This is a genomic window from Streptomyces sp. NBC_01304 (genome assembly GCF_035975855.1).
GTDB lineage: Bacteria > Actinomycetota > Actinomycetes > Streptomycetales > Streptomycetaceae > Streptomyces.
This window is the reverse complement of the sequence record NZ_CP109055.1, coordinates 10,181,838-10,202,751: the sequence shown is the minus strand read 5'-3', so window position 1 is coordinate 10,202,751 and position 20,914 is coordinate 10,181,838. Positions and strand designations below refer to the sequence as shown.

13 protein-coding genes are annotated in these 20,914 nt (G+C 71.0%); 4 read left to right on the top strand and 9 right to left on the bottom strand.

Features of this window, described 5'->3' with window-relative positions; translation table 11 throughout:
• The first annotated feature begins 316 nt into the window (after positions 1–316).
• A complete protein-coding gene (locus OG430_RS45755; RefSeq protein WP_327358621.1) occupies positions 317–1,780 on the top strand; it encodes a PP2C family protein-serine/threonine phosphatase in 1,464 nt (487 codons plus the stop codon).
• Positions 1,781–2,325: 545 nt separating this feature from the next.
• Here the strand turns inward: OG430_RS45755 and OG430_RS45750 are convergent.
• A complete protein-coding gene (locus OG430_RS45750; RefSeq protein ID WP_327358620.1) occupies positions 2,326–3,831 on the bottom strand; it encodes a DNA-binding protein NsdB in 1,506 nt (501 codons plus the stop codon).
• Between the two features lie 233 nt (positions 3,832–4,064).
• Here OG430_RS45750 and OG430_RS45745 point away from each other — a divergent pair, with 233 nt between their 5' ends.
• The gene (locus OG430_RS45745) at positions 4,065–5,201 is read left to right on the top strand and encodes an aminoglycoside phosphotransferase family protein (RefSeq protein ID WP_327358619.1); all 1,137 of its coding nucleotides are present in this window, start codon (positions 4,065–4,067) and stop codon (positions 5,199–5,201) included.
• 103 nt (positions 5,202–5,304) lie between these two features.
• Here the strand turns inward: OG430_RS45745 and OG430_RS45740 are convergent, their stop codons facing one another.
• From OG430_RS45740 to OG430_RS45715, 6 genes are all read right to left on the bottom strand, one after another.
• On the bottom strand, positions 5,305–8,427 hold the full coding sequence (locus OG430_RS45740) for a ThuA domain-containing protein (protein ID WP_327358618.1): 3,123 nt from the start codon (positions 8,425–8,427) through the stop codon (positions 5,305–5,307).
• A gap of 74 nt (positions 8,428–8,501) precedes the next feature.
• A complete protein-coding gene (locus tag OG430_RS45735) occupies positions 8,502–9,374 on the bottom strand; it encodes a sugar phosphate isomerase/epimerase family protein (RefSeq protein WP_327358617.1) in 873 nt (290 codons plus the stop codon).
• Positions 9,371–10,567, bottom strand: a complete 1,197-nt coding sequence (locus OG430_RS45730; RefSeq protein WP_327358616.1) for a substrate-binding domain-containing protein — start codon at positions 10,565–10,567, stop codon at positions 9,371–9,373. The genes OG430_RS45735 and OG430_RS45730 overlap by 4 nt, the downstream gene beginning before the upstream one ends.
• On the bottom strand, positions 10,564–11,586 hold the full coding sequence (locus OG430_RS45725; protein ID WP_442816670.1) for an ABC transporter permease: 1,023 nt from the start codon (positions 11,584–11,586) through the stop codon (positions 10,564–10,566). Before OG430_RS45725 ends, OG430_RS45730 begins: the two co-directional genes overlap by 4 nt.
• Positions 11,583–12,590 carry an ABC transporter permease gene (locus OG430_RS45720; protein WP_327358615.1) on the bottom strand — a complete coding sequence of 336 codons (1,008 nt, stop codon included), beginning with the start codon at positions 12,588–12,590 and terminating at the stop codon, positions 11,583–11,585. Before OG430_RS45720 ends, OG430_RS45725 begins: the two co-directional genes overlap by 4 nt.
• Positions 12,587–14,119: a sugar ABC transporter ATP-binding protein gene (locus OG430_RS45715; RefSeq protein ID WP_327358614.1), complete on the bottom strand. Its 1,533-nt coding sequence runs from the start codon at positions 14,117–14,119 to the stop codon at positions 12,587–12,589. The genes OG430_RS45720 and OG430_RS45715 overlap by 4 nt, the downstream gene beginning before the upstream one ends.
• Before the next feature lie 186 nt (positions 14,120–14,305).
• On the opposite strand from OG430_RS45715, the gene OG430_RS45710 reads away from it, so the two are divergent.
• On the top strand, positions 14,306–15,493 hold the full coding sequence (locus OG430_RS45710) for an ROK family transcriptional regulator (RefSeq protein ID WP_327358613.1): 1,188 nt from the start codon (positions 14,306–14,308) through the stop codon (positions 15,491–15,493).
• A 323-nt stretch (positions 15,494–15,816) separates the two neighbouring features.
• Positions 15,817–17,817, top strand: a complete 2,001-nt coding sequence (locus tag OG430_RS45705; RefSeq protein ID WP_327358612.1) for an N-acetylmuramoyl-L-alanine amidase — start codon at positions 15,817–15,819, stop codon at positions 17,815–17,817.
• Positions 17,818–17,934: 117 nt separating this feature from the next.
• Here the strand turns inward: OG430_RS45705 and OG430_RS45700 are convergent, their stop codons facing one another.
• Both OG430_RS45700 and OG430_RS45695 read right to left on the bottom strand, forming a co-directional pair.
• Positions 17,935–20,259, bottom strand: coding sequence for a glycoside hydrolase family 95 protein (locus OG430_RS45700; protein WP_327358611.1), 2,325 nt, complete (start codon positions 20,257–20,259; stop codon positions 17,935–17,937).
• A 127-nt stretch (positions 20,260–20,386) separates the two neighbouring features.
• Positions 20,387–20,887 (bottom strand): hypothetical protein, encoded by a 501-nt coding sequence (locus tag OG430_RS45695; RefSeq protein WP_327358610.1) that lies wholly within the window; start codon positions 20,885–20,887, stop codon positions 20,387–20,389.
• Between the last annotated feature and the right edge of the window lie 27 nt (positions 20,888–20,914).

The window sequence follows — 20,914 nt, the reverse complement described above, 5'->3', positions numbered from 1 at the left end:
CGACAGCCGCCCGTCCGCGGTTGCCACCGAGGGGCCGTGAACAGGTACTTCACTACTCAACAGGCCCCCTGACGACCCGGCTGAGGCGTCAACTCCGCTCCCTCTACGGCGAGTTCACGCGTCGCATCGGCGCCCGCGCGGCACCGGTGCGACGCCCCCAACAGGTAAGGTGCACCCGTAAGGACGATGGCATATGCCAAAAGCACCACCGGATCGGGTGTTGCCAAATCCCTTACGGGCCGTCGCTCCCTGTGCGACAGTCATAACCGGTCCTTCCGTCAGACTTGGTCGTACCGCGCCTGTATCGGAGTACGTCATGCCGTCCCCCCTCTTTACGGACCGCCCCTCCGCCGAGCCGCCGGAGCGCGGCCCGGTCGACGCGCTCATCTCGCAGACGCGCCGCGTGCGCGCAGGCGTGGACGCCGTGCGCCGCGAGGCCTTCGTCGACGACACCGACCCGCAGGGCCGGTGGCAGCGCGCCCTGTGCGAGCTGGCCATGCACCAACTCGACGACCTGGACGACCATTTGGAGCAGCTGCGCGAAGGGCTGCCCGAGGATCCCCTCGACGACCTGGCGGACTTCGACGGCCTCGACGCCGAGCTCTCCAGGGAGCCCGCGCCGGCCGCCCCTGCCACCGACCCCGGGCGCACTTCTCTGCTCAGCCGGGTCGGCAGCGCCGAGTGGCACCTCCTGACGGACGAGGTGACCTGGTCCGGCGAGCTGTACCAGATTTTCGGCTGGGACCCGGCGAGCCCCCCGCTGACGCTGGACGAACTGCCCGCCCTGGTCTACCCCGACGACCAGGCACTGCTCACCACGATGGTGACGGACTGCCTCATCGACGGCAGGCCCATCGACGGCGAGTTCCGGATCGTCCGCCCCGACGGCGGCGTGCGTACGGTCCACATGATGGGCGAGCCCGTGCTCGACGCGGACGGCGGCACCGCTTCCATGTGGGCGGTCCTGCGGGACGTCAGCGAGCTGCGCCGCAGCCAACTGGCAGTGCGTGAGACCCGTGACTCTCTGCAGCGCCAACGGCACATCGCGCAGACGGAGCACCGGCTTGCGGTTGAGCTGCAGGAGGCCGTGTTGCCGCCGTGGCGCGGCTCCCTGCGGTTCCCGCACGGCGACCCGGACGCCCTGGACCTGGCCGCGCACTATCTGCCGTCCTCCAGCAGCGCCCTGATCGGCGGCGACTGGTACGACGCCCTGGAACTCCCCGACGGCGAATCGCTGTTGAGCGTCGGCGACCTGACCGGACACGGCGTGACGGTCACCTCGGGCATGGCCATGCTCCTCGGCGCCCTGCGCGGCATGGCGGTCGCGGGCGCCCAACCGGGGCCGCTCCTGGGCTGGTTGAACCAACTTCTGGACGCCTCCGTCCAGCCGGCCCTGGGCAGCGCGGTCTGCTGCCGCTACAACCCGCACACGAAGACCCTCACGTGGGCGCAGGCAGGCCACCCCGCCCCCCTGCTCTTCCGCGAGGGGACGGGGCGGGCACTGACACCGCCGGACGGCGTCCTCCTTGGCGCCACCTCCGGGGCGACGTACGAACAGAAGACGGAATCCCTGGAACCCGGCGACGTACTCCTGCTGCACACCGACGGACTGGTCCCGGGCCGCGACGGCCAGAGCGCGACCGAACGCCTCCTCTCCCTGGCCCCCCGCTTCACCGGGGCACGCAGCGCCCAGGACAGCGTGCGCTCGGTGGTCGAGGAGTTCGGGCAGGCGGAACGGGAGGACGACGCCTGCGTGTTGGTTGCTCGGATCGGGGGGTGAGGTCGGGCGGGCTGGCTGGCGTTCGGGGGGTAGGCCGGGGCTGGTCGGTGGGCCGGGGCTGAGGGTCGGGAGGCCGGGGGCCGGGGAGGCTGGCAGGGGCACCGGGGAGGTCGGCAGGGGTAGGGCGGCGAGCACGGGCAGCGCGGCGGCGGGCAGGGACCCCGGACGGACCGAGAGCGGCTCGAGGGAGGGGCCGACGAGAGCGCCTCGAGGGACAGCCCGAGGAGAGCGGGACCCGAAAGACGCGCAGCGCGCCCTACGTGAGGGAAAAGGGGCCCGCAAAACCGGACAGAACGGGCGCATATCTGCCCCATTCACCCCACTTAGCGCCCATCGGCCCTTCGGCGCCCGCCGACCCGCCGCCCGCGCCTCTTCCCCCGATCCCGCCGCCCCGCTCTCCGGCCGCTCCCCGGCCCGGCCCGCTCGCGGTCCCGCTCCCCCGTCCCGCCCCCGCCCCCGTTCCCGTCGCCGTCGCCGCCCACGCCCCCGCCGCCCGACCGACCCCTGCCCCCCCAGACCCAGACGCCAGACCTAACCCCAAGCCCTCAGGCCTTACCCACCCCGCCCTTCCCCCTCCCCCGAGTCGCCCCCTTCGCCGGCAGCGCCAGCTGGATTTCCTCGCGCAGCGTCTGGATCTTCGGGTAGCCCGAGTACTGCCCGGTCAGGCGGTACATCTCGCGCAGCCGGTCCCAAGTCCGGTGGGACGAGGTCTGGCCCATCGAGACGAGGGCAAGGCGGGCGTAGCGGTCGGCCTGGTCCGGGTCGTCGGCAATGAAGCAGGCCGAGGCCATCGACAGGTAGTCGAAGATCTTCGAGCGCTGCCGGCCGTCGATCCGTAGTGCCAGGGCCTTCTCGCCGTAGTGCTGGGCCTGCGAGGCCGAGGACGGGTCGTGCTCGGCCAGCGTCCTGTAGGCGAGGGCCTGCATTCCGTACAGGTCCTCCTCCTTGAACATCTGCATCCAGCTCGGCGGCGGCACGTCCCCCTTGTCGGAGACGAAGAGGTCCTCCGCCTCGCCGAGGGTCCGGCGCATCGCCTGGCCGCGGCCCATCGACGCCTGTGCCCAGGCCTCGATGGTGTGCAGCATCGCCTGGGTCCGGGGCAGGACTTCCTCCCCGGAGCCGGACTTGGCGAGTTTCATCAGGTCCAGCGCGTCGTCCGGGCGGCCCAGGTGGACCATCTGGCGAGCGGCGCGGGACAGGGCTTCGCCGGCGCGGGGGCGGTCGCCGCCCTCGCGGGCCGCGTGGGCGGCGATCACGAAGTACTTCTGGGCCGTGGGTTCGAGGCCGATGTCGTGCGACATCCAGCCGGCGAGCACGGCGAGGTTGGCAGCGACGCCCCACAGGCGGCGCTGGAGATGGTCGGGGTGGTGGTAGGAGAGCATGCCTCCCACCTCGTTGAGCTGCCCCACCACGGCCTTCCTTTGCAGCCCGCCGCCGCGGGCCGCGTCCCAGGCGCGGAAGACCTCCACCGAACGCTCCAGCTCTTCGATCTCCTGCGACCCGATGGGGGCGGCCTCATAGCGGTCGTACCCAGCGGGGTCGGCGTGCAGGGGATCGTTGATGCGGGGGGTGTCGGAGGAAAGGGCCGGATCGGTGTGCAGCCAGTCGTGCATGGCGCTGCTGAGTGCGGTGCCTGCGGCGAGCGCGGCGCCCGCGCCCACCAAGCCGCGTCGGTTGAGCATGAGGTCCATTCCCGTGAATTCGGTGAGGACCGCAGCAGTCCGCTCGGGCGCCCACGGCAGTTGGTCGGGGTTGTCGATCTCCCCGCTGCCCTGCCGTTTCCCCATGCGCCCGTGCCGGACCAGACCGAGGTCCTCGATGGTCACGACACGGCCGAGTCGCTCGGTGAACAGAGCTGCCAGCACCCGCGGTACGGGATCGCGCGGGATCTCTCCCATGTCGATCCAGCGCCGCACCCGCGAGGTGTCGGTCGCCAGCTGCGGGTGGCCCATGGCCGCCGCCTGCCGGTTCACGAGTCTGGCGAGTTCGCCCTTGGACCAGCCGGCGAGGCCGAAATGGTCTTGCAGGCGGGTGTTGGGTTCGCTGCTCACGTCAAGCCCCCAGGTTCTCGGCTGAGTTGACAGTAACCCCGTGTCAGGTGCCGAGCGACTATTCGCCAGGGTTCGCCAGGGTGCGCCAGATGGTGTGCCACGCGCTGCCAGGTGTCAGGTAGATATGCGCCACCCCGACCCGGCAGCCGGGCCGCATTCCCCAGGGTGAGGCTCGGCAGTCGGGCCGGGAGGCGCACGTGACTTGTCGGCACACGAAGGGATCTGTTTCGCCCATGTACACAGCAACTTCCTCCGTGTCCGCCCCGCCCCGGCCGCTCGCGCCCCGCCAGGGCGGCGGCCCCTATCTCGACCCCACTCGCCCGGCGGCCCCGGCGCTTGGCACCGGTCGGGCGCGGCGTGCTCCGGGGCTCGGCAACCAACCGCTCAGCGGGAGACTCGACTTGTCCGGCCCTCAGGGCGCGCAGCTGCGCACCGCGATCGCCTCGGTGCTCCGCATCTGTCCGGAGTTCAATCCGGTGCAGGTGCTGCGACGCAGTGGCCGCTCGGTACTGCTCGTGGGGACGACAGGACGCTCCACCGCGGTGGCCAAGTGTTTACTGGACCACTCTCCCGTGTGGTCGGAGCAGATCCAGCACGAAATAGCGGCCTATCGCGCGTTCGTCCGGCACCGGCCGCCGGTGCGGGTGCCCCGGCTGATCGCCGCGGACCCGGACAACGGCACGCTGGTGATCGAGCGGATGCCCGGCCGGGTGGCGGCCCTGCAACGCCACCCGGCCGAGGCTCCGCCGCGCGCCGACATCCGTGCCGCCCTCGGCGCGATCTGCCGGCTCAACGCCTGGCGGCCGCCGGCGGGCATGTTCGACGCTCCGCTGGACTACGCCTCGCGGATCGCCCGGTATCACGAGCTGGGGCTGCTCACCGACCGGGACATGGGCGATCTGCAGAAGCTGGTGCACGGCATCGCGCACTCCTCGGGCACTGGCGGCCTCGGCCAGTTCTGCCACGGCGACGCCCTGTTGTCGAACATCCTCCTGTCCCCGGCCGGGCCCGTCCTGGTCGACTGGGAGCACGCGGGCTGGTATCTGCCGGGCTATGACCTGGCGACGCTGTGGGCGGTCCTCGGTGACGCACCGGTGGCGCGGCGGCAGATCAGCCAACTCGCGCAGGCCCAGGGGGCGGCGGCCCGCGATGCGTTCCTGGTGAACCTGATGCTCGTACTGACGCGGGAGATCAGGAAGTACGAGACCGCTGTGCAGCGCACCATGCGCGACACGGCCCCGGCGGCACCGGGCCCGGCCCAGCCCGGTGCTGCGCCGTCCGGCGAGGAACAGCGGCTGCTGCTGAGGCGGCTGCACGACGACTGCGCCCTGGCCCGCCGGGCCGTGCGTGCGGCGGTCGGCACTCGCTGACGGGGAGCGGCGGCCCGCGCTACGCCTGGGGTTGGGCGTAACGCGGGCCGCCGGCTTGTCCGGGCCCGGACAGGGGGAAGCGGACCCGGACAGGGGTGGCGGTCTACGGGATGGCGTGGAACTCCACCGCGTCCACGTCGAAGGAATTGTCCTGCGGTGACGTGAAGACCAGATACAGCTTGTGCGTTCCGGTCAGCGCCTCTACGGGGACGGCCGGGGTCTCCTGATAGGTGTCCCAGCCACCGGTGTTGAGCATGGGCGTGGTCGCCAGGAGCTTGCCGTCCGGTGCGTCGGCGCGCAGTTCGACGGCGCCCACCCCGTACGGCGAAGAGACCTTGTAGCTGACCGTGCCGACGCCCTCGACGCTCATCGGGTCGAAGGCGACCCAGTCGCCGTTGCTGATGTCGCCGATGCGCTTGCCGTTCTCGGCGCCCGCCTGGGAGACGATCCGGGTGCCCGACTGGGCGTCGTGGTACTCGGCCTGCTTGTGCCTCGGCTGCAGCACGGACCGGCCGTAGCCGGTGAGCGGGCTCGCGCCGTCTCCTCCCTTGTCGGTGTACTTGGCGTTGAGGACGTACGTGAGGTCCGCACCCTCCGGATGCCCGCCGAGGTCACCGGTGTCGACGGTGCCCTCGCAGCCGGGGATGTCGGTGGTGGGGTGCTCGTGGTCGTCGTGGCCGAGCGCCGGGTTGACGGTGACCTTGGTGCAGTCGATGGGGCCGTCCTCCGGGTCGGTCACCGTGACCTTGTAGGGGATCTTGTCGCCGAAGGTGATGAGCTTCCCGGAGACCGGCGTCTCGATCTTCACGGTGGGCGCGGTATTGCCGGCCGTGACGGGGATGTTGGCGTAGCCCGACTTTCCGCTGGAGTCGGTGACCTTCAGCTGCGCGGTGAAGTCCCCCTTGTTTGTGTACGTGTACGTCGGGTTGGCCTCGGTGGAGTCGAAGGTGCCGTTGCCGTCGAAGTCCCAGGCGAAGGTGAGGGCGTCGCCGTCCGGGTCGGTGCTGCCTTCGCTGGAGAAGTCGACCTTCAGCGGGACGGGGCCGTTGGTCGCGGAGGCCTTGGCCTTGGCGACGGGCACGCGCCGGCCCTGGGCGTAGTCGATGCGGTAGAGGCCCGAGTCGTTGTTGCCGCCGCCGAACTCCGAGCCCCACTCCAGGACATAGAGGGAGCCGTCGGGCCCGAAGGTCATGTCCATCGGCTTGGCGAACTTCGCCGACTTGAGGAAATCGTTGATCTTGAGGAGTTTCTCGTCCTTGTCGAAGCGGATCTCCTTGACGGAGTCGCGCGCCCACTCGTAGAAGAAGCTCGCTCCGTCGTAGTACGCCGGGAACTTGGTCGGTGACGGGTTCTTGGCGTCGTAGCGGTAGACGGGCCCGCTCATGGGCGCCGAACCGCCGGTGCCCATCTCGGGGAACTCCTTGGACTCGCCGTATCCGTACCAGAGTTCGGGCAGCTGGATCGGCGGGAGGTCCTTCAGTCCGGTGTTGTTGGGTGAGGGGTTCGTCGGCTTGGCGCAGTCGAACTTGGCGCCGACTTCCTGGGTGTCCGGGTTGTAGGGGGCATACGCCTGGTTGTTGCCGTGGCAGAACGGCCAGCCGTAGTTGCCGGCCTTCTTGATGACGTTGTACTCGACGAGCCCTTCGGGGCCGCGGTCGGTCGTCGGCAGGCCGCGGTCGGGGCCGTAGTCGGAGGCGTGTACGTACCCCGTCTTGGGGTCGACGGTGAAGCGGAACGGATTGCGGAAGCCCATGGCGTAGATCTCGGGCCGCGTCTTGTCCGTGCCCTTGTCGAAGAGGTTCCCCTGCGGGACGGTGTAGCCGCCCTCGTCGGTGGGCTTGATGCGGAGGATCTTGCCGCGCAGGTCGTTGGTGTTGCCGGCCGTACGCGCCGCGTCCAGCATCTGCTTTCCGGGGCGCCAGTCGAGCGGGGCGTAGCCCTGCCAGTTGGAGTCGAGGTTGGGCGGGGTGTCGTCGCCGGTGGACAGGTACAGGGTGCGGTCCGGGCCGAACTCGACGGCGCCGCCGGTATGTCCGGGCTCGGGGAACGTCCGGTCCCGGTAGGCGGGGACGTCGAGGAGCTTCTTCTCGCTGGCCAGGTCCAGCTTGTTGTCGGTGACGGTGAAGCGGGAAAGGCGGTTGATGTCCTCAGTGGCGCCGGCGGGCGCGTAGTAGAGGTAGATCCAGTGGTTGTCCTTGAACGCCGGGTCGAGTTCCATGCCGACCAGGCCGTCCTCGCCGCCCGTGTAGACGTCGAGCTTGCCGGCGCTGACGGTGGAGTGGCTCGTCGGGTCGAAGATCTTCACGTCGCCGGCGCGCTGGGCGTAGAAGACGCGGCCGTCGCTCGCGACGTCCAGCTCCATCGGGTCGGCGGTGTTGTCGTCGAGGGTGACCTTCTCGTAGCCGCTCCAGACGGTGCCGCCGCAGTCGCCGGGCTCAACGCCGGCCGCCCACTTGACGCCGCCGATCACGTGGTCGCGGAATGCCGCTTCGCTGTAGGAGGCCTTGTCGTGGCCCATGGCGGTGGCCCACACCTTGCCGCCCTCGGCGTTGCGGCACCAGGAGATGGGGTGGTCGGCGCCCATGGCCGAGCCGCCCGGGTTGTACGTCGTCTCGTCGGCGGTGACGAGGACATGGACGTCGCCGCGGGGATTCTTGTCGAAGTTGTACCACTCCTCGGGGCGCTCCCAGCGTTCGGGAAGGGCCTTGGTGGAGGGGTGTACGCGGTCGGCGACCTTGGCGGTGCCCTGCAGGACGCCGGGTGAGTGGGCGGGCATGTGGGCGCCGCCGTTGATGGTCTCGTCCCACCAGGGGAACTGCTCCTCGATGCCCATGTCGAGGGTGTTGTGGAGGGCGACCACGCCCTTGCCGGAGCGTACGTACTTCTGCAGGGCCTCGCGCTGGGCGTCGGTGTCCCAGACCATGCCGGAGTTCTGCAGCATGACGATGACATCGAAGTCCTTGAGCTTGTCGTCGGCGAAGACGGTGGCGTCGTCGGTCTGGACGAGCTCGAAGTTGTTCTCGGCGGCCTCCTCCGTGAACATCTGGATGCCGGCCGGGATGGAGTCGTGGACGTAGCCGACGGCCTTGGTGAACAGCAGGGCCCTGAAGGCGGGTGCCTTCTCGGGTGCGGGCGCCGCGGTGGCGGGCAGGGCGGTGAGCGCGAGCAGCAGCGCGGAAAGTAAGGCGACGACCGCTCTACGTATGTCGCGGGCATGACAGCCCATGGGGGGATCCTCTCCGGTCGTACGGACAGAAAGGTGCGGGTGCCGGATGTGCGGTGTCGTGCGGGGTGCCGGAATCAGAGGGCCGCGAGGGTGCGGCGCAGGAAGCCCAGCCCTTCGGTGGCGAGGGCGTCCTGGGTGGGGGCGAGCGGACGCCACACGCTGGCGGCGACGGCGATGGTCGCGTTGTGGGCGGTGAACGACTCGATGCACAGGGCGCCTTGGTAGTCAGCCTCGTGCAGGGCGGTGAGGAAGCCCGGCCAGTCGAGGTGGTCGGCGCCCGGCGTGCCGCGGTCGCCCGCACACACCTGGACATGCGCGATACGGCCCGCGGCGGCGCGTACGGCAGCGGGCAGGGAGCGCTCCTCGATGTTCTGGTGGTACGTGTCGAGCGCGATGCCGATGCCGTCGACGGGCAGCCCTTCGAGGGCTTCGAGGGTCTGGTCGACGGTGTTGAACAGGCTGGTCTCGTACCGGTTGAGGGGCTCGACGGCGAGCCGCACCCCGGCCCGGGTCGCGTAGGAGACGACGGGCGCCAGGTGTTCGCGCCACTGCTCGTACGCGGCCGTCCGCTCGGCCGGGTTCATGCGCCAGGTCCGGCCCACGGAGGCGTACATCGGGCCCGCCACCGCCGGGGCGCCGACCACATGTGCCGCGTCCACGCAGCGGCGCAGGTAGTCCTGGGTGGCGCGCACGGTCTCCGGGTCGGTGGCGACCAGTTCGCGGCCGGGCGGCAGCACCGCGATGACCGCTGCCGCGTTCAGGCCGGTGGACCGCAGCAGCTTCGCCGTGCCGGCCGGGTCCCAGTCGCCGGTCTGCTCCAGGGGCAGCTCCACGCAGTCGAAGCCCCAGCCGGCCAGGCGCGGCAGCACCTCGGTGAGGGCGGCCGAGTCGACCGGCGAGTGCCAGATCCACGGGTTGGCGCCCAACTGCGGTGCGTACGCGGTCACTTCTTGCTCCACTCCTCGGGGAAGCCGGGCAGCTTCTCACAGCCGCACATCGCGTAGTGCAGCGGCGGCATGCCCTCCTTCAGGTACTGGTCGAGGTTGTCCTCGGTGACGGTGGGCTGGGGCAGCTTCCACTCCTTGGGGACCTCCTTGCCGTCCAGGACGCGCAGGGCGGCGATGACCGGGGTGCGCCACTGGAAGGTCGGGTAGGTCGGGGCGATCGCGGTGAGCTTCTTGTCCTTCCAGGCCTGCAGGAAGTCCTGCTGGTCCTCGCCGGTGATCGGCGGTACGTCGACGCCCGCGTCCTCGAAGGCCTCCACGGCGGAGAGCGCCGTCGCGCCGGAGTCCATCCACACCCCGTCGATCTCACCGTGCCGGGAGATGGCGTCGGCGACGATCGACTTGGTCTTGGCGGGGTCGCCCTCGGTGAACTTCACGTCCACGACGTCGAGTTCACTCTTGTCGAAGGCGGCCTTCCCGGCCGACCAGCGGTTCTCCAGGACGTCAACGCCGGGTGAGATGCGCAGGGCGAGGATCTTGCCCTTGGGCTCGACCTTGTCGATGAGGAAGTCGGCCGCGACGGCGCCGTAGCCGTAGCCGCCGATGGGGTTGATGAAGGTGACGGCGCAGTCGGTGTCGACGCCCCGGTCGAAGACGATCACGGGGAGCTTGCCGCAGGCGTCCTTCACCGCCGGGGTGAGGGTGGCGGTGGTGTTCGGGGAGACGATCAGGGCGTCGCAGTTCTTGCCGGTGAGCTCCTGGATGTCGGAGATCTGCTTGTCGTCCTTGCCCTGTGCGTCGAGGACGGTGAGCTTGACGCCCGGGTGCAGCGCGACCTCGGCCTTCATGTTCTTCAGGCCGACCTGACGCCACGGATTGAAGACGCCGGCGTTGGAGAAGCAGAGGTTCGTGGTGCCGGAGCCCTTCTTCTTGTACTGGGCCGTGTCGACCATCTCGGGCTCGAGCATCTGCTCCCAGGGTTTGCCCGCGGGTCCCTCGGGGGTGGCCTTGGCGAGGTCCAACTGGCGCTGGTATTCGGCCTGGTCGAAGTACTCGAACTGCCCGCCGTCACCCCCCTTGGCGCCGGTGGAGGCGGAACCTGCGGGGTCGTCCGGCGGGGCGTCGCTGGAGCAGGAGGTGATCAGTGCTCCGGCGAGGAGCAGTGCGGACGGCGCCCAGAGACGGCTACGGATCATGAGGGTGTGCCTCCTGAGGAATCTTCTGCGAAGTGGGTACGGCGGCGGCGCAGCCGGGACCAGTCGGCGGCCCCGAGTCCGACTGCGGCGATCACGATCACGCCCTGAACGGTGGATTCGAGGGCGCCCGAGACGCCCTGCAGATTGAGCAGCGTGAACAGGGCCTGCAGCGAGAACGCCCCCGCCATGGCAGCCACCACGGAGCCGCGCCCACCGCCGAGGACCACACCGCCGAGCACGACGGCGGTGATCGCCTCGAACTCGTAGCCACGTCCGGCCTGCGCGGACACCCCGGAGAAGCCGCCCACCAGGATCGCGGCCAGTGCGGCGGCCACACCGGAGAGCAGGAACGCCAGGATGCGCACGCGGTGGACGCGTACTCCGGAGAGGGCCGCGGTGCGTTCGCTGTCGCCCGTCGCCAGCAACGTACGGCCGAAGTCGGAACGCATCAGCCACACCGCGAAGCCGCCCGCGGCGAGGCAGGCGAGGACGGCCCACGGCAGCCAGCCGAAGGCCGAACTGCGGCCCAGGGCGCGGAAGTCCTCGGGCAGGGCGCCGTGTGGGGAGCCGCCGGTCCAGTAGAAGACGGCGCCTTCGAGGATCAGCATCATGCCGAGCGTGGTGATGAAGGACGGCACGCGCAGGAAGGTGGTGATCAGGCCGTTGGCGACGCCGACGACCGCTCCGGCGAGGAGCAGGGCGAGGCTGATGACCAGCCAGTGGGCCCCCGGGTAGGAGCCGTAGAGCTCGGCGGCCACCACCACTCCGGCGGTGACGATCGCGCCTACGGACAGGTCGAACTCGCCGCTGACGATGACCAGATACTGGCCCGCGGCGAGGATCACGAGGGGCGCGGCCCGCTTGACGAAGGCGAGGAAGCGGTCGGGTTCGTAGAAGCCGGGGTCGGTGACGGCGAGCGCGGCGAGGAGCAGCACGAGGAGGGCGTAGACGGGGGCGCCGGTGCCGAGGAGGCTCGCAACTCGCTTGAACGGACGAGGCGTTGTGGCCATGGCGGTCATGAGGCGGTCCTCCTGCTGCCGCGCCGGGCGTAGAGGGCGACGGCGGCGATGATGACGACGCCTCGGACGACGTTCTTGAAGAACGGGTCGACGGACAGCTGGTTGAAGACGCTGTCCAGGACGGCGAGGACGAGGACCCCGCCGAGGGTCCCGGACACTCCCCCGCGCCCGCCCGCGAGCGCGGTCCCGCCGAGCACGACGGCGGCGATCGACTCCAGGTCGTACCGTGCCTCCGTGCCCGCCCAAGGCGCGCCCGCGCCGAGCCGCGCCGCGAGGAACAGCGCGGCGGCACCGACACACAGGGAGCACAGGACATGTGCGGCGACCACGGTGCGCCGGGTGCGTACGCCCGACAGGCGGGCGGCGTGTTCGTCGCCGCCGGTGGCGTACATGTGGTGGCCCAGGCGGGTGCGGCGGGTGAGCAGCCACAGCGCGAGGGCGACGGCGGCGAGCAGGAACACGGAGACGGGGATCGCGCCGATGCGGTCGTAGCCCAGGCGCCGGAAGTCGGCGGGGACCTTGCCGGCCGGTCCTGTGTAGTTGTCCTCGATCCAGCCACGCAGGATGAACGCGGTGCCGAGGGTGGCGATGAACGCGTTGACCTTGAGGCCGGTGACGATGAGGCCGTTGGCGAGGCCGACGGCGGTGCACAGCGCGAGGACGGCGAGGATCGCCATCAGGACGCGGCCGTTCTCCATGGTCTCGGCGGCCACGAGGGTGCCGAGCCCGATGAGGTAGGCGACCGACAGGTCGAGGGAGCCGGTGAGGATGACGGCGGTCTGGCCGAGGGCGACCAGGCCGAGGGCCACACAGTTGGACAGGATGACGGTGATGTTGGTGCGGGTGAGCAACTGGCCGCCGTCCAGGGCCACTACGGCCCAGCCGAGCACGATCACGGCGGCGGCCGCGAGCCAGATGCCGACGGCCGGGTCGGTGAGGCGCGACCTGCGCACCTTGGCCGTCTTCACGGCGGGCGCGACGGCCGGGGCGGTCTCGGTCGTCATGCGACACCTTCCGAGGCGAGCCCGGGTCCGCCGATGGCCGGTCCCGATCCGCCGATGGCCGGTCCCGGCCCGCCGGTGGCCAGGCGCATGATGTCCTCCTCGCCCGCTCCTGCGGGCAGTTCGCCTGCGAGACGCCCATCGGCCATGACGAGGATGCGGTCGCTCATGCCGATCAGCTCCGGGAGTTCGGAGGACACGATCAGCACGGCGAGACCGCCCTGGGCCAGTTCGCGGACCAGGGTGTGGATGGCGGCCTTGGCGCCGACGTCCACGCCTCGGGTGGGTTCGTCGAAGAGCAGGATCCGCGGGTGGGCGGCAAGCCATTTGGCGATGACGACCTTTTGCTGGTTGCCGCCGGACAGGTACTGGGCCTGCTGGTCCTCGCCGCGGGCGTGCAGGCGTACGCGCTCCAGGAGTTGGGTGAGGCCGCGGCCTGCCGGTGGCCGGCCGCGGGCGGGTGCGGCGCGGGTGACGAGCAGCGCGTTGTCCCGTACGGACTGGCGCAGGGCCAGCCCCTCGGCCTTGCGGTCCTCGGTGACCAGGGCGATTCCGGCACGGATGGCCTGGCGGGGGCCGGTGGGGCGCAGGCGGCGGCCGCTCACCGTCATGGCGCCCTCGGTGAAGGGCGCGGCGCCGAACAGGGCGCGGGCCAGGGAGGTGCGGCCGGAGCCCTGCAGACCCGCGATGCCGGTGACTTCCCCGGCCCGTAACTCCAGGTCGATGCCGGTCAGCCGCCGGTTGCCGCCGCCGGTGACGGTCAGGGCCACCTCGCCGAGCTCTTCGGGGCGGGCGCGCGGCGGGTAGTAGGCGGCGAGGTCGCGGCCGACCATCGCGCGGACCACCTGGTCCGCGCTGGTGTCGGCGGTCGCCGTGGTGGTGATGCGGCGGCCGTCCTTCAACACCGTGATGCGATGGGCGAGTTCGAAGACCTCGCGCAGCCGGTGCGAGATGTACAGGATGCCCAGACCCCGGTCGGCGAGGCGCCGCACGAGGTCATGCAGGAGGCCCGCCTCGTGGTCGGCGAGCGGCGCGGTCGGCTCGTCCATGACCAGGATGCGGGCCTCGGTGGCCAGGGCCTTGACGATCTCGACGGTCTGCTGGCGGGCGACCGACAGATCACGGACGTACGTCCTGGGACTGATCCCGTACGCGCCGAGCTCGGTCAGCAACCGGTCGGTGTGCTCCTCCATCGCACGGCGGTCGACGAGTCCGCGGCGCACGGGTTCGCGGCCGAGGAAGACGTTCTCGGCGACCGTGCGGTGGGCGAGGAGCGCGAACTCCTGGTGGATGATGCCGATTCCGGCGGCCTGCGCCTGCGAGGGGTGGGTGAAGGCGTGCGCGGCGCCGTCGAGGCGGATGGTGCCCGCGTCCGGGACGTGCTCCCCCGCGAGGATCTTCATCAGGGTCGACTTGCCCGCGCCGTTCTCGCCGACCAGGGCGTGCACCTCACCGGCCCGCAGATCGAGGCTCACGTCGTGCAGGACGCGGACGCCCAGGAAGCTCTTGGACACGCCCTGCATCGTCAGCATCTTGCGACTCCTTCGACGGCGGCTTGCGACGGCGGCTGGAGAGCACCGTCGAGCAATGTCCTGGGCAGGCTTTGAACTGTCAAGAGCCCAAGCACCGTTCACTACAAGGAAGTTGACGGACACTTAGGTCGACGATCAAACACAACCGCCCTTGTAACCGGCAGAAGTCATCCCTATCGTGACCGCATGCCTGAAGCCCAGTCCGCCGTGCCGTCCTCACCCGGCGATGTGCTCGCCCTGATCAGCACCGGGGCGGCGGCCACCCGCGCCGACGTGGCCCGGCTGACGGGGCTCGCCCGCTCCACGGCGTCCCAGCGGGTGGACGCGCTCATCGCGCACGGGTTCGTCGACGAGGACAACGCCGACGGCGGCTCCACGGGCGGCCGGCCGCCGCGCCGGCTGCGGCTGCGGACGCGCGAACACGCCGTCGCGGGCGTCGACTTGGGGGCGTCGCACTGCCGGGTCGCGCTCATGGACATCGGCGGCGAGATCCTGGCCCTGCGCGAGGATCCGCTGTCCATCGCGGACGGGCCCGAGGCGGTGCTCGGGCATGTGGAGCGCACACTGGACGGGCTCCTGAAGGAGACGGGGCGCGAGCGCGGCGCGCTGCAGTCCATCGGGGTCGGGGTGCCCGGGCCGGTCGAGTTCTCGACCGGGCGGCCCGTCGATCCGCCGATCATGCCGGGCTGGCACCAGTACCCGATCCCCGAGTTCTTCGCCGAGCGCTTCGGGGTACGCGCCCTCGTCGACAACGACGTCAATGTGATGGCCCTCGCCGAGCAGCGCCGGGCCTTCCCCGACACCCGCTATCTGCTCTACATCAAGGTCGGCACGGGCATCGGCTGCGGCATCGTCGCGGACGGCCGGCTGCACCGTGGCGCGCAGGGCAGCGCGGGCGACATCGGCCACATCCGGGTGGGCGACGAGGAGGCGCCCTGCCGCTGCGGCAACACCGGCTGCCTCGAAGCGGTCGCGGGCGGGGCGGCCCTCGCCCGGCGCCTCGCCGACCTCGGTCTCGCGGCCGCGTCGGGCAGCGATGTGGTGCGGCTCGTCCAGGAGGGCAACCGGGATGCGGTCCGCATGGTGCGCGAGGCGGGGCGCGCCGTCGGCGAGGTCCTGGCGGGCCTGGTGAACTTCTTCAACCCCAGTGCCGTGGTCCTCGGCGGCGCCCTCGCGGCGGTGCACGACCAACTCCTGGCCGGCGTACGCGAGGCGGTGTACCGGCGCTCGCACCCGCTGGCCACGCATGTGCTGCGCATCGAGCCGAGCCGCACCGGGCAGGACGCGGCCGCGGTCGGCGCGGGCATCCTCGCGATCGAACACGCGCTGTCCCCCGATCAGGTGGACCGCGTCCTCGCCGGGACCGCCCGCTGACCACATGGCGAGACGGTTCCCGCTGGTGTTCTCCCTGCTCAGGGCCGTTCATTGGTCCACGCCACTGACGCGGTGCAGGCGATGCGACGTGCGCGGCGAAAACCCGCCAGGACCCGTGCTGACATGGGAAATCCTTGCCCATAGGCATGATTGACGGATCGTCGGAGAGCCGATACCACTGACCCACGTCGACCCACGCGCCACGCACTGCCCGTACTGCCTATGCGCCACGTCCCACCTCAGCGCCCCGTCCCATCTCAGCGCCACGCACGCCCATCGCGCCCCGACGCGACCACTGAGCCCCAAGCGCCGCATCGCGCGCCATGCCCCGGGAGGCTGCATTGCGAAGGTCCGCCCCTGCCAGAGTCACGCCCGCACGCCGACGGCTGCTGAAGGCGTCGGGTGCCGTGGCGTCGGCCGCCCTGCTGCTGCCGTTGGTGGCGGCGGCGCCACCGGGCGCCGCCGAACTTCCTTCGTCCGCGCGCCTGCAGGGCGCGTTCGCGCAAGCGGCCGCCGAGTACCGGGTGCCGCAGAGCGTGCTGCTCGGTGTCTCCTATCTGCAGTCCCGCTGGGACTCCCACGCCGGGGCGCCCAGCGTCGGCGGCGGCTACGGACCGATGCACCTCACCGACGCGCGCACCGCCCTCGCAAGGGCGCCGCACCACAGCCACGGCGCGGAGGACGCCCGCGGTGACACCTCGCGCCCGGCCAAGACGCCCGAGGCGAAGCTGCCCGAGACGTCCCAGCTCCCGGCCCGCCTCAGGACCCTGCCGCGCGCGGCGGAACTGACGGGCCTGTCCGCCGAGCGGCTGCGCACCGACCCGGCCGCGAACGTCCAGGGCGGCGCCGCCCTGCTCGCCGCCGCCCAGGAGAAGGCGGGCGGCGCGTTCACCGACAACCCCGCCGACTGGTACGCGGCCATCGCGAGCTTCTCCGGCGCCGACGACCGGGCGACGGCGGCGACGTACGCCAATGACGTCTTCGCGGTGATCCGCGACGGCGAGCAGCGCACCACCGACGCCGGCCAGCGCGTCGCCCTGGACAGCAAGCCGGGTCTCGCGCCGGACGCCGCGCAGCTGCGCCGCCTGGGTCTGCGCGAGGCGGCCGCCGCGGACCAGATCGAGTGCCCCAAGACGGTGTCGTGCGACTGGATCCCGGCGCCGTACGAGGAGTTCGGCGACGACGACTACGGCAACCACGACAAGGCGAACCGCCCCAAGGACCAGAAGATCGAGTACATCGTCGTCCACGACACCGAGGGCTCCTGGGAGACCACCCTCAAGCTGGTCCAGGACCCCACCTATGTGTCCTGGCAGTACACCCTGCGCTCCTCCGACGGCCACATCGCCCAGCATCTGAACCTCAAGGACGTGGGCTGGCACGCCGGTAACTGGGCCATCAACTCCAAGTCGGTCGGCCTGGAGCACGAGGGCATCCTCACCAATCCCGACGCCTGGTACACGGAGGCGATGTACCGCTCGTCGGCGCGCCTGGTGAAGCACCTCGCGAAGAAGTACGGCATCCCGCTGGACCGGCAGCACATCCTCGGCCACGACACGGTGCCGGGCCCGGTGTCCTCGTCCATCCCGGGCATGCACACCGACCCGGGCCCGTACTGGGACTGGCAGCACTACTTCACGCTGATGGGCAAGCCGTTCACCCGTACCGCGGGCCCGAACGGCGGTCTTGTCACGGTCGCCCCGAAGTACGCGAAGAACACGGTCAAGTTCACCGGCTGCACCAAGCCCGGTGAGCCGTGTGCGGCCCACGGGTCGAGCGCGGTGCGCGTGTACACGGCGCCGTCCGAGGACGCCCCGCTGGTCAAGGACATCGGGCTGCGGCCCGGCGGCGGCGATTCGACGATCGGCGTGAACGACCTGGGCTCGCGGCTCTCCACGGGCCAGCGCTATGCGGTCGCCGAGCGCAAGGGCGACTGGACGGCCGTCTGGTACCTGGGCCAGAAGGCCTGGTTCAAGAACCCGAAGAAGCAGCCCACGGCGCTCGACGCGTCCGGTTCCGTCATCACGCCGAAGGCCGGCAGGACCGACATCCCGGTGTACGGACGCGCCTACCCGGAGGCGGAGGCCTACGCGGGCACGGGCATCACCCCGCAGCCCGTCTCGCCCCTGCCGTACAAGCTCCTGGCGGGCCAGAAGTACGCGACCGGCGGCAAGGTGGCGGGCGAGTACTTCTCGGCGCCGGTCTTCGACACGACGAACCACAAGGTGATCCGCGGCAAGGACATGTACTACGAGATCCAGTTCGGGCACCGGATCGCGTACGTACGGGCCGTCGATGTGGATGTGGTGCCGTCGAAGGGGTGACGGGCGGCACCTGGTGCGCGGGGTTCCTGCCGCGCATCTGAGGCGACCGGGTCCGGGCCTGCGTGGGGGCAGGTGCGGGCCCGGTCGCCTTTGTGCGGGGCGGGGTGGGGCGGGACGTCACTCGAACACGTACCGCTCCCCCGCCTTCGCCTTGAAGGTGCGCTCACCGCCGTCCAACAGGTCGCTGCGTACGGTGAGTTCACGCGTCCGGGATGCCGTGAGCACGATGCGGGTGGCCTTCCCGGCCGCCCAGGTGATGTCCACGGTCGCCCCGCCGCGCGCCCGCAGTCCGCGTACCGACCCCTCCGGCCACGACGTCGGCAGGGCGGGCAGCACCTCGATGACGTCGAACTGGCTCTGCAGCAGCATCTCCACGACGCCCGACGTGGCACCGAAGTTGCCGTCGATCTGGAACGGCGGGTGGGTGTCCCACAGGTTCGGCAGGGTGGAGCTCTTGAGCTGTTCGGCGAGCATGGTGTGGGCGTGGTCGCCGTCGCGCAGCCGCGCCCAGAAGTTGACCTTCCAGGCCTTGGACCAGCCCGTGCCACCGTCGCCGCGCGCCGTGAGGGAGACCTTGGCTGCCTCGGCCCACTTGCTGCCGGGTTCGATCTGCCGCCCGGGGTGCAGGGCGTAGAGGTGGGAGACGTGGCGGTGGGTGTCGGTGCGGTCGTCGAGGTCGGCCTTCCACTCCTGGAGCTGGCCCCAGGAGCCGATGCGCAGGCCGGGGTCCAACTTGGCGAGCGTACGGGTGAGTTCGTCGCGGAAGGCGGGGGCGTCACCGAGGACGCGGGCCGCGTCCAGGGTGTTGGTGAGCAGCTCGTGGACGATCTGCTGGGACATGGCGGCGCCCGCCGTGAAGTCTCCGTGCTCGGGCGAGTAACTCGGCGAGACCACGAGGGAGTTGTCGCGCGGGTCGGTGTGCAGGACGGCGAGCCAGAAGCGGGCCGCTTCCTTCAGGACGGGGTAGGCGGTGGAGCGCAGATAGGCGGTCGAGCCGCTGAAGCGGTAGTGCTCGTAGAGCTGGGCGCTCAGCCAGGCGGCGGCCTCGGGGAACCAGAAGGCCGTCGACCAGTCGTGCACGCCGGTGAATCCGTAGGTGTTGGTCTCGTTGTGCACGACCCAGCCGTCGGCGTTGAACATCTCCTTGGCGGTACGTCGCCCGGGTGCGCGCAGTGCTTCGACGAAACGGTCGTAGGGGGCGGTGGTCTCGGCGAGGTTCGCGGCCTCGGCCGGCCAGTAGTTCATCTGCAGGTTGATGTTGGTGTGGTAGTCGGCGGACCAGGGAGGGGTGGTGCTGTTGTTCCACACGCCCTGCAGGTTGGCGGGGAGCGACCCGGGGCGCGAGGAGGCGATCAGCAGGTAGCGGCCGTACTGGAAGAAGAGCGCTTCGAGTGCCCGGTCGGCGGGGCTCGCACCGCCCGTGTACTGCTTGAGGAGTTCGTCCGTGGGTACGCCGGTGGGCGCGGAGGACTGCCGGATGTCGAGGGCGACACGGTCGAACAGGCCCCGGTGGTCGGCGATATGACGTTCCCTCAGCTGCCCGTGTCCGGCGTCGACCGCCGCGTCCACGGCGCGGGTGACGGCGGCGTGCGGGTCGTCGCCACGGTAGCCGGGGTAGGTGTCGGCGTAGTCGGTTCCCGCGGCGAGCACGAACCAGGCGCTGTCCGCGCCGGTCACGGTGAGGGTGCCGTCGGGGTTGGCGGCGAGGGTGCCTCCGGTCGTACGCACCCGGATCTGGGCCTCGAACCGCAGCCCGTTGTCCGCGAGTTGACCGCGTACGGTGATCCGGTCGCCGGCGGCCGTCGCGGTGAAGTCGGTGCGCGGCGAGGTGTACCGCAGGGTGCAGGTGACGCTGCCGGGGTGGTCGGCGCCGAGGTGGCCGACGATGACGTTGCCGGGGTACGAGGCGAAGAACTCCCTTGTGTGGCGGACGCCTTGGTGGCTGTACGTCACGTCGGCGAGGCCCGTCCGCAGGTCGAGGCCACGGCGGTAGGTGGAGTCCGGGGTGGTGGGCGCGCCGGGGATGTCGAGGTGGAGGTCGCCGAGGGTCTGGTGGGCGCCGTAGCCGCGCTTGGGCTGGCCGAGGCGGGCCGCGACGCCGTCCGGGTCGAGGCTGCCCTTCGCGTCGAGGTCCGCCTGGACGGCGGCGAGGGCGCCGGGGCGGGGCGCGGTCCAGTTGCCGTGGTCGTAGCCGTCCTTGGCTCCGGGGCCGCCGGTCCACAGGGTCTTCTCGTTGAGCTGGAGGCGCTCGGCGGCGAGGGTGCCGAAGACCATGGCGCCGAGGGCGCCATTGCCGAGGGGCAGGGCCTCTCGTTCCCAGTCGGCGGCGGGCGCCCGGTACCAGAGCGCTAATTCATCGGACGTATCGGCGGCGTGCGCGGGGCGGGAGAGGGCGCCTCCGCCCGCTGCGAGCAGGGCTGCGCCACCGAGGGCAGACTTCATGGTGGTTCTTCGCGTGATCCCATGAGACATGCCCCCGGACGGTAGAGGTCCGATGACCTCTCGACAAGGGTGCGCGCACGAGGGCTCGTGAAGGGGCCGGACCCACCCTGCTGGGAGGGGCGCCGGATCAGCCCTGCTGGAACATCTCCGCGGGCAGCGGCTTCAGGAGCGCGTACAGGTCGTCCGTGATGGGCCGGTCCCAGGCCGCGACGGTCACCAGGACGTTGTCGCTGCGGTCGAACTGGACGCAGGAGATGCGGCTCTCGGAGAGCTTGAGGCGGCGCACGATCAGGAGGTTGTCGCCCTGCATCACGGGAACGTCCTCGACCCCGGTGACCTCGACCTCCTCCTCGTTCTCCAGCGCGAGGAGCAGTTGGGCGACCTCGAAGGGCACCTGCTTGTCGGCGAGCTCGCGGGCCGGCGAGCCCTCCGGCAGATTGCCGATGATCATCGCGGGACCGCGGCCGCCGAACAGGTCGTAGCGCAGAAAGACGCCCTGGCAGCTGCCGTCGGGGGCAGGCAGCAGGCCCGCGCCGAGGTTGCCAGGCCAGTCCCCCGGGTCCATGGCCAGGACATCGAAGTCCGGGCCCGCGGGAGTCGGGGCGCTGCGTCGGCGGAGGAAGGACATGCCGCCATGGTACGTGGCTTTCCGGCC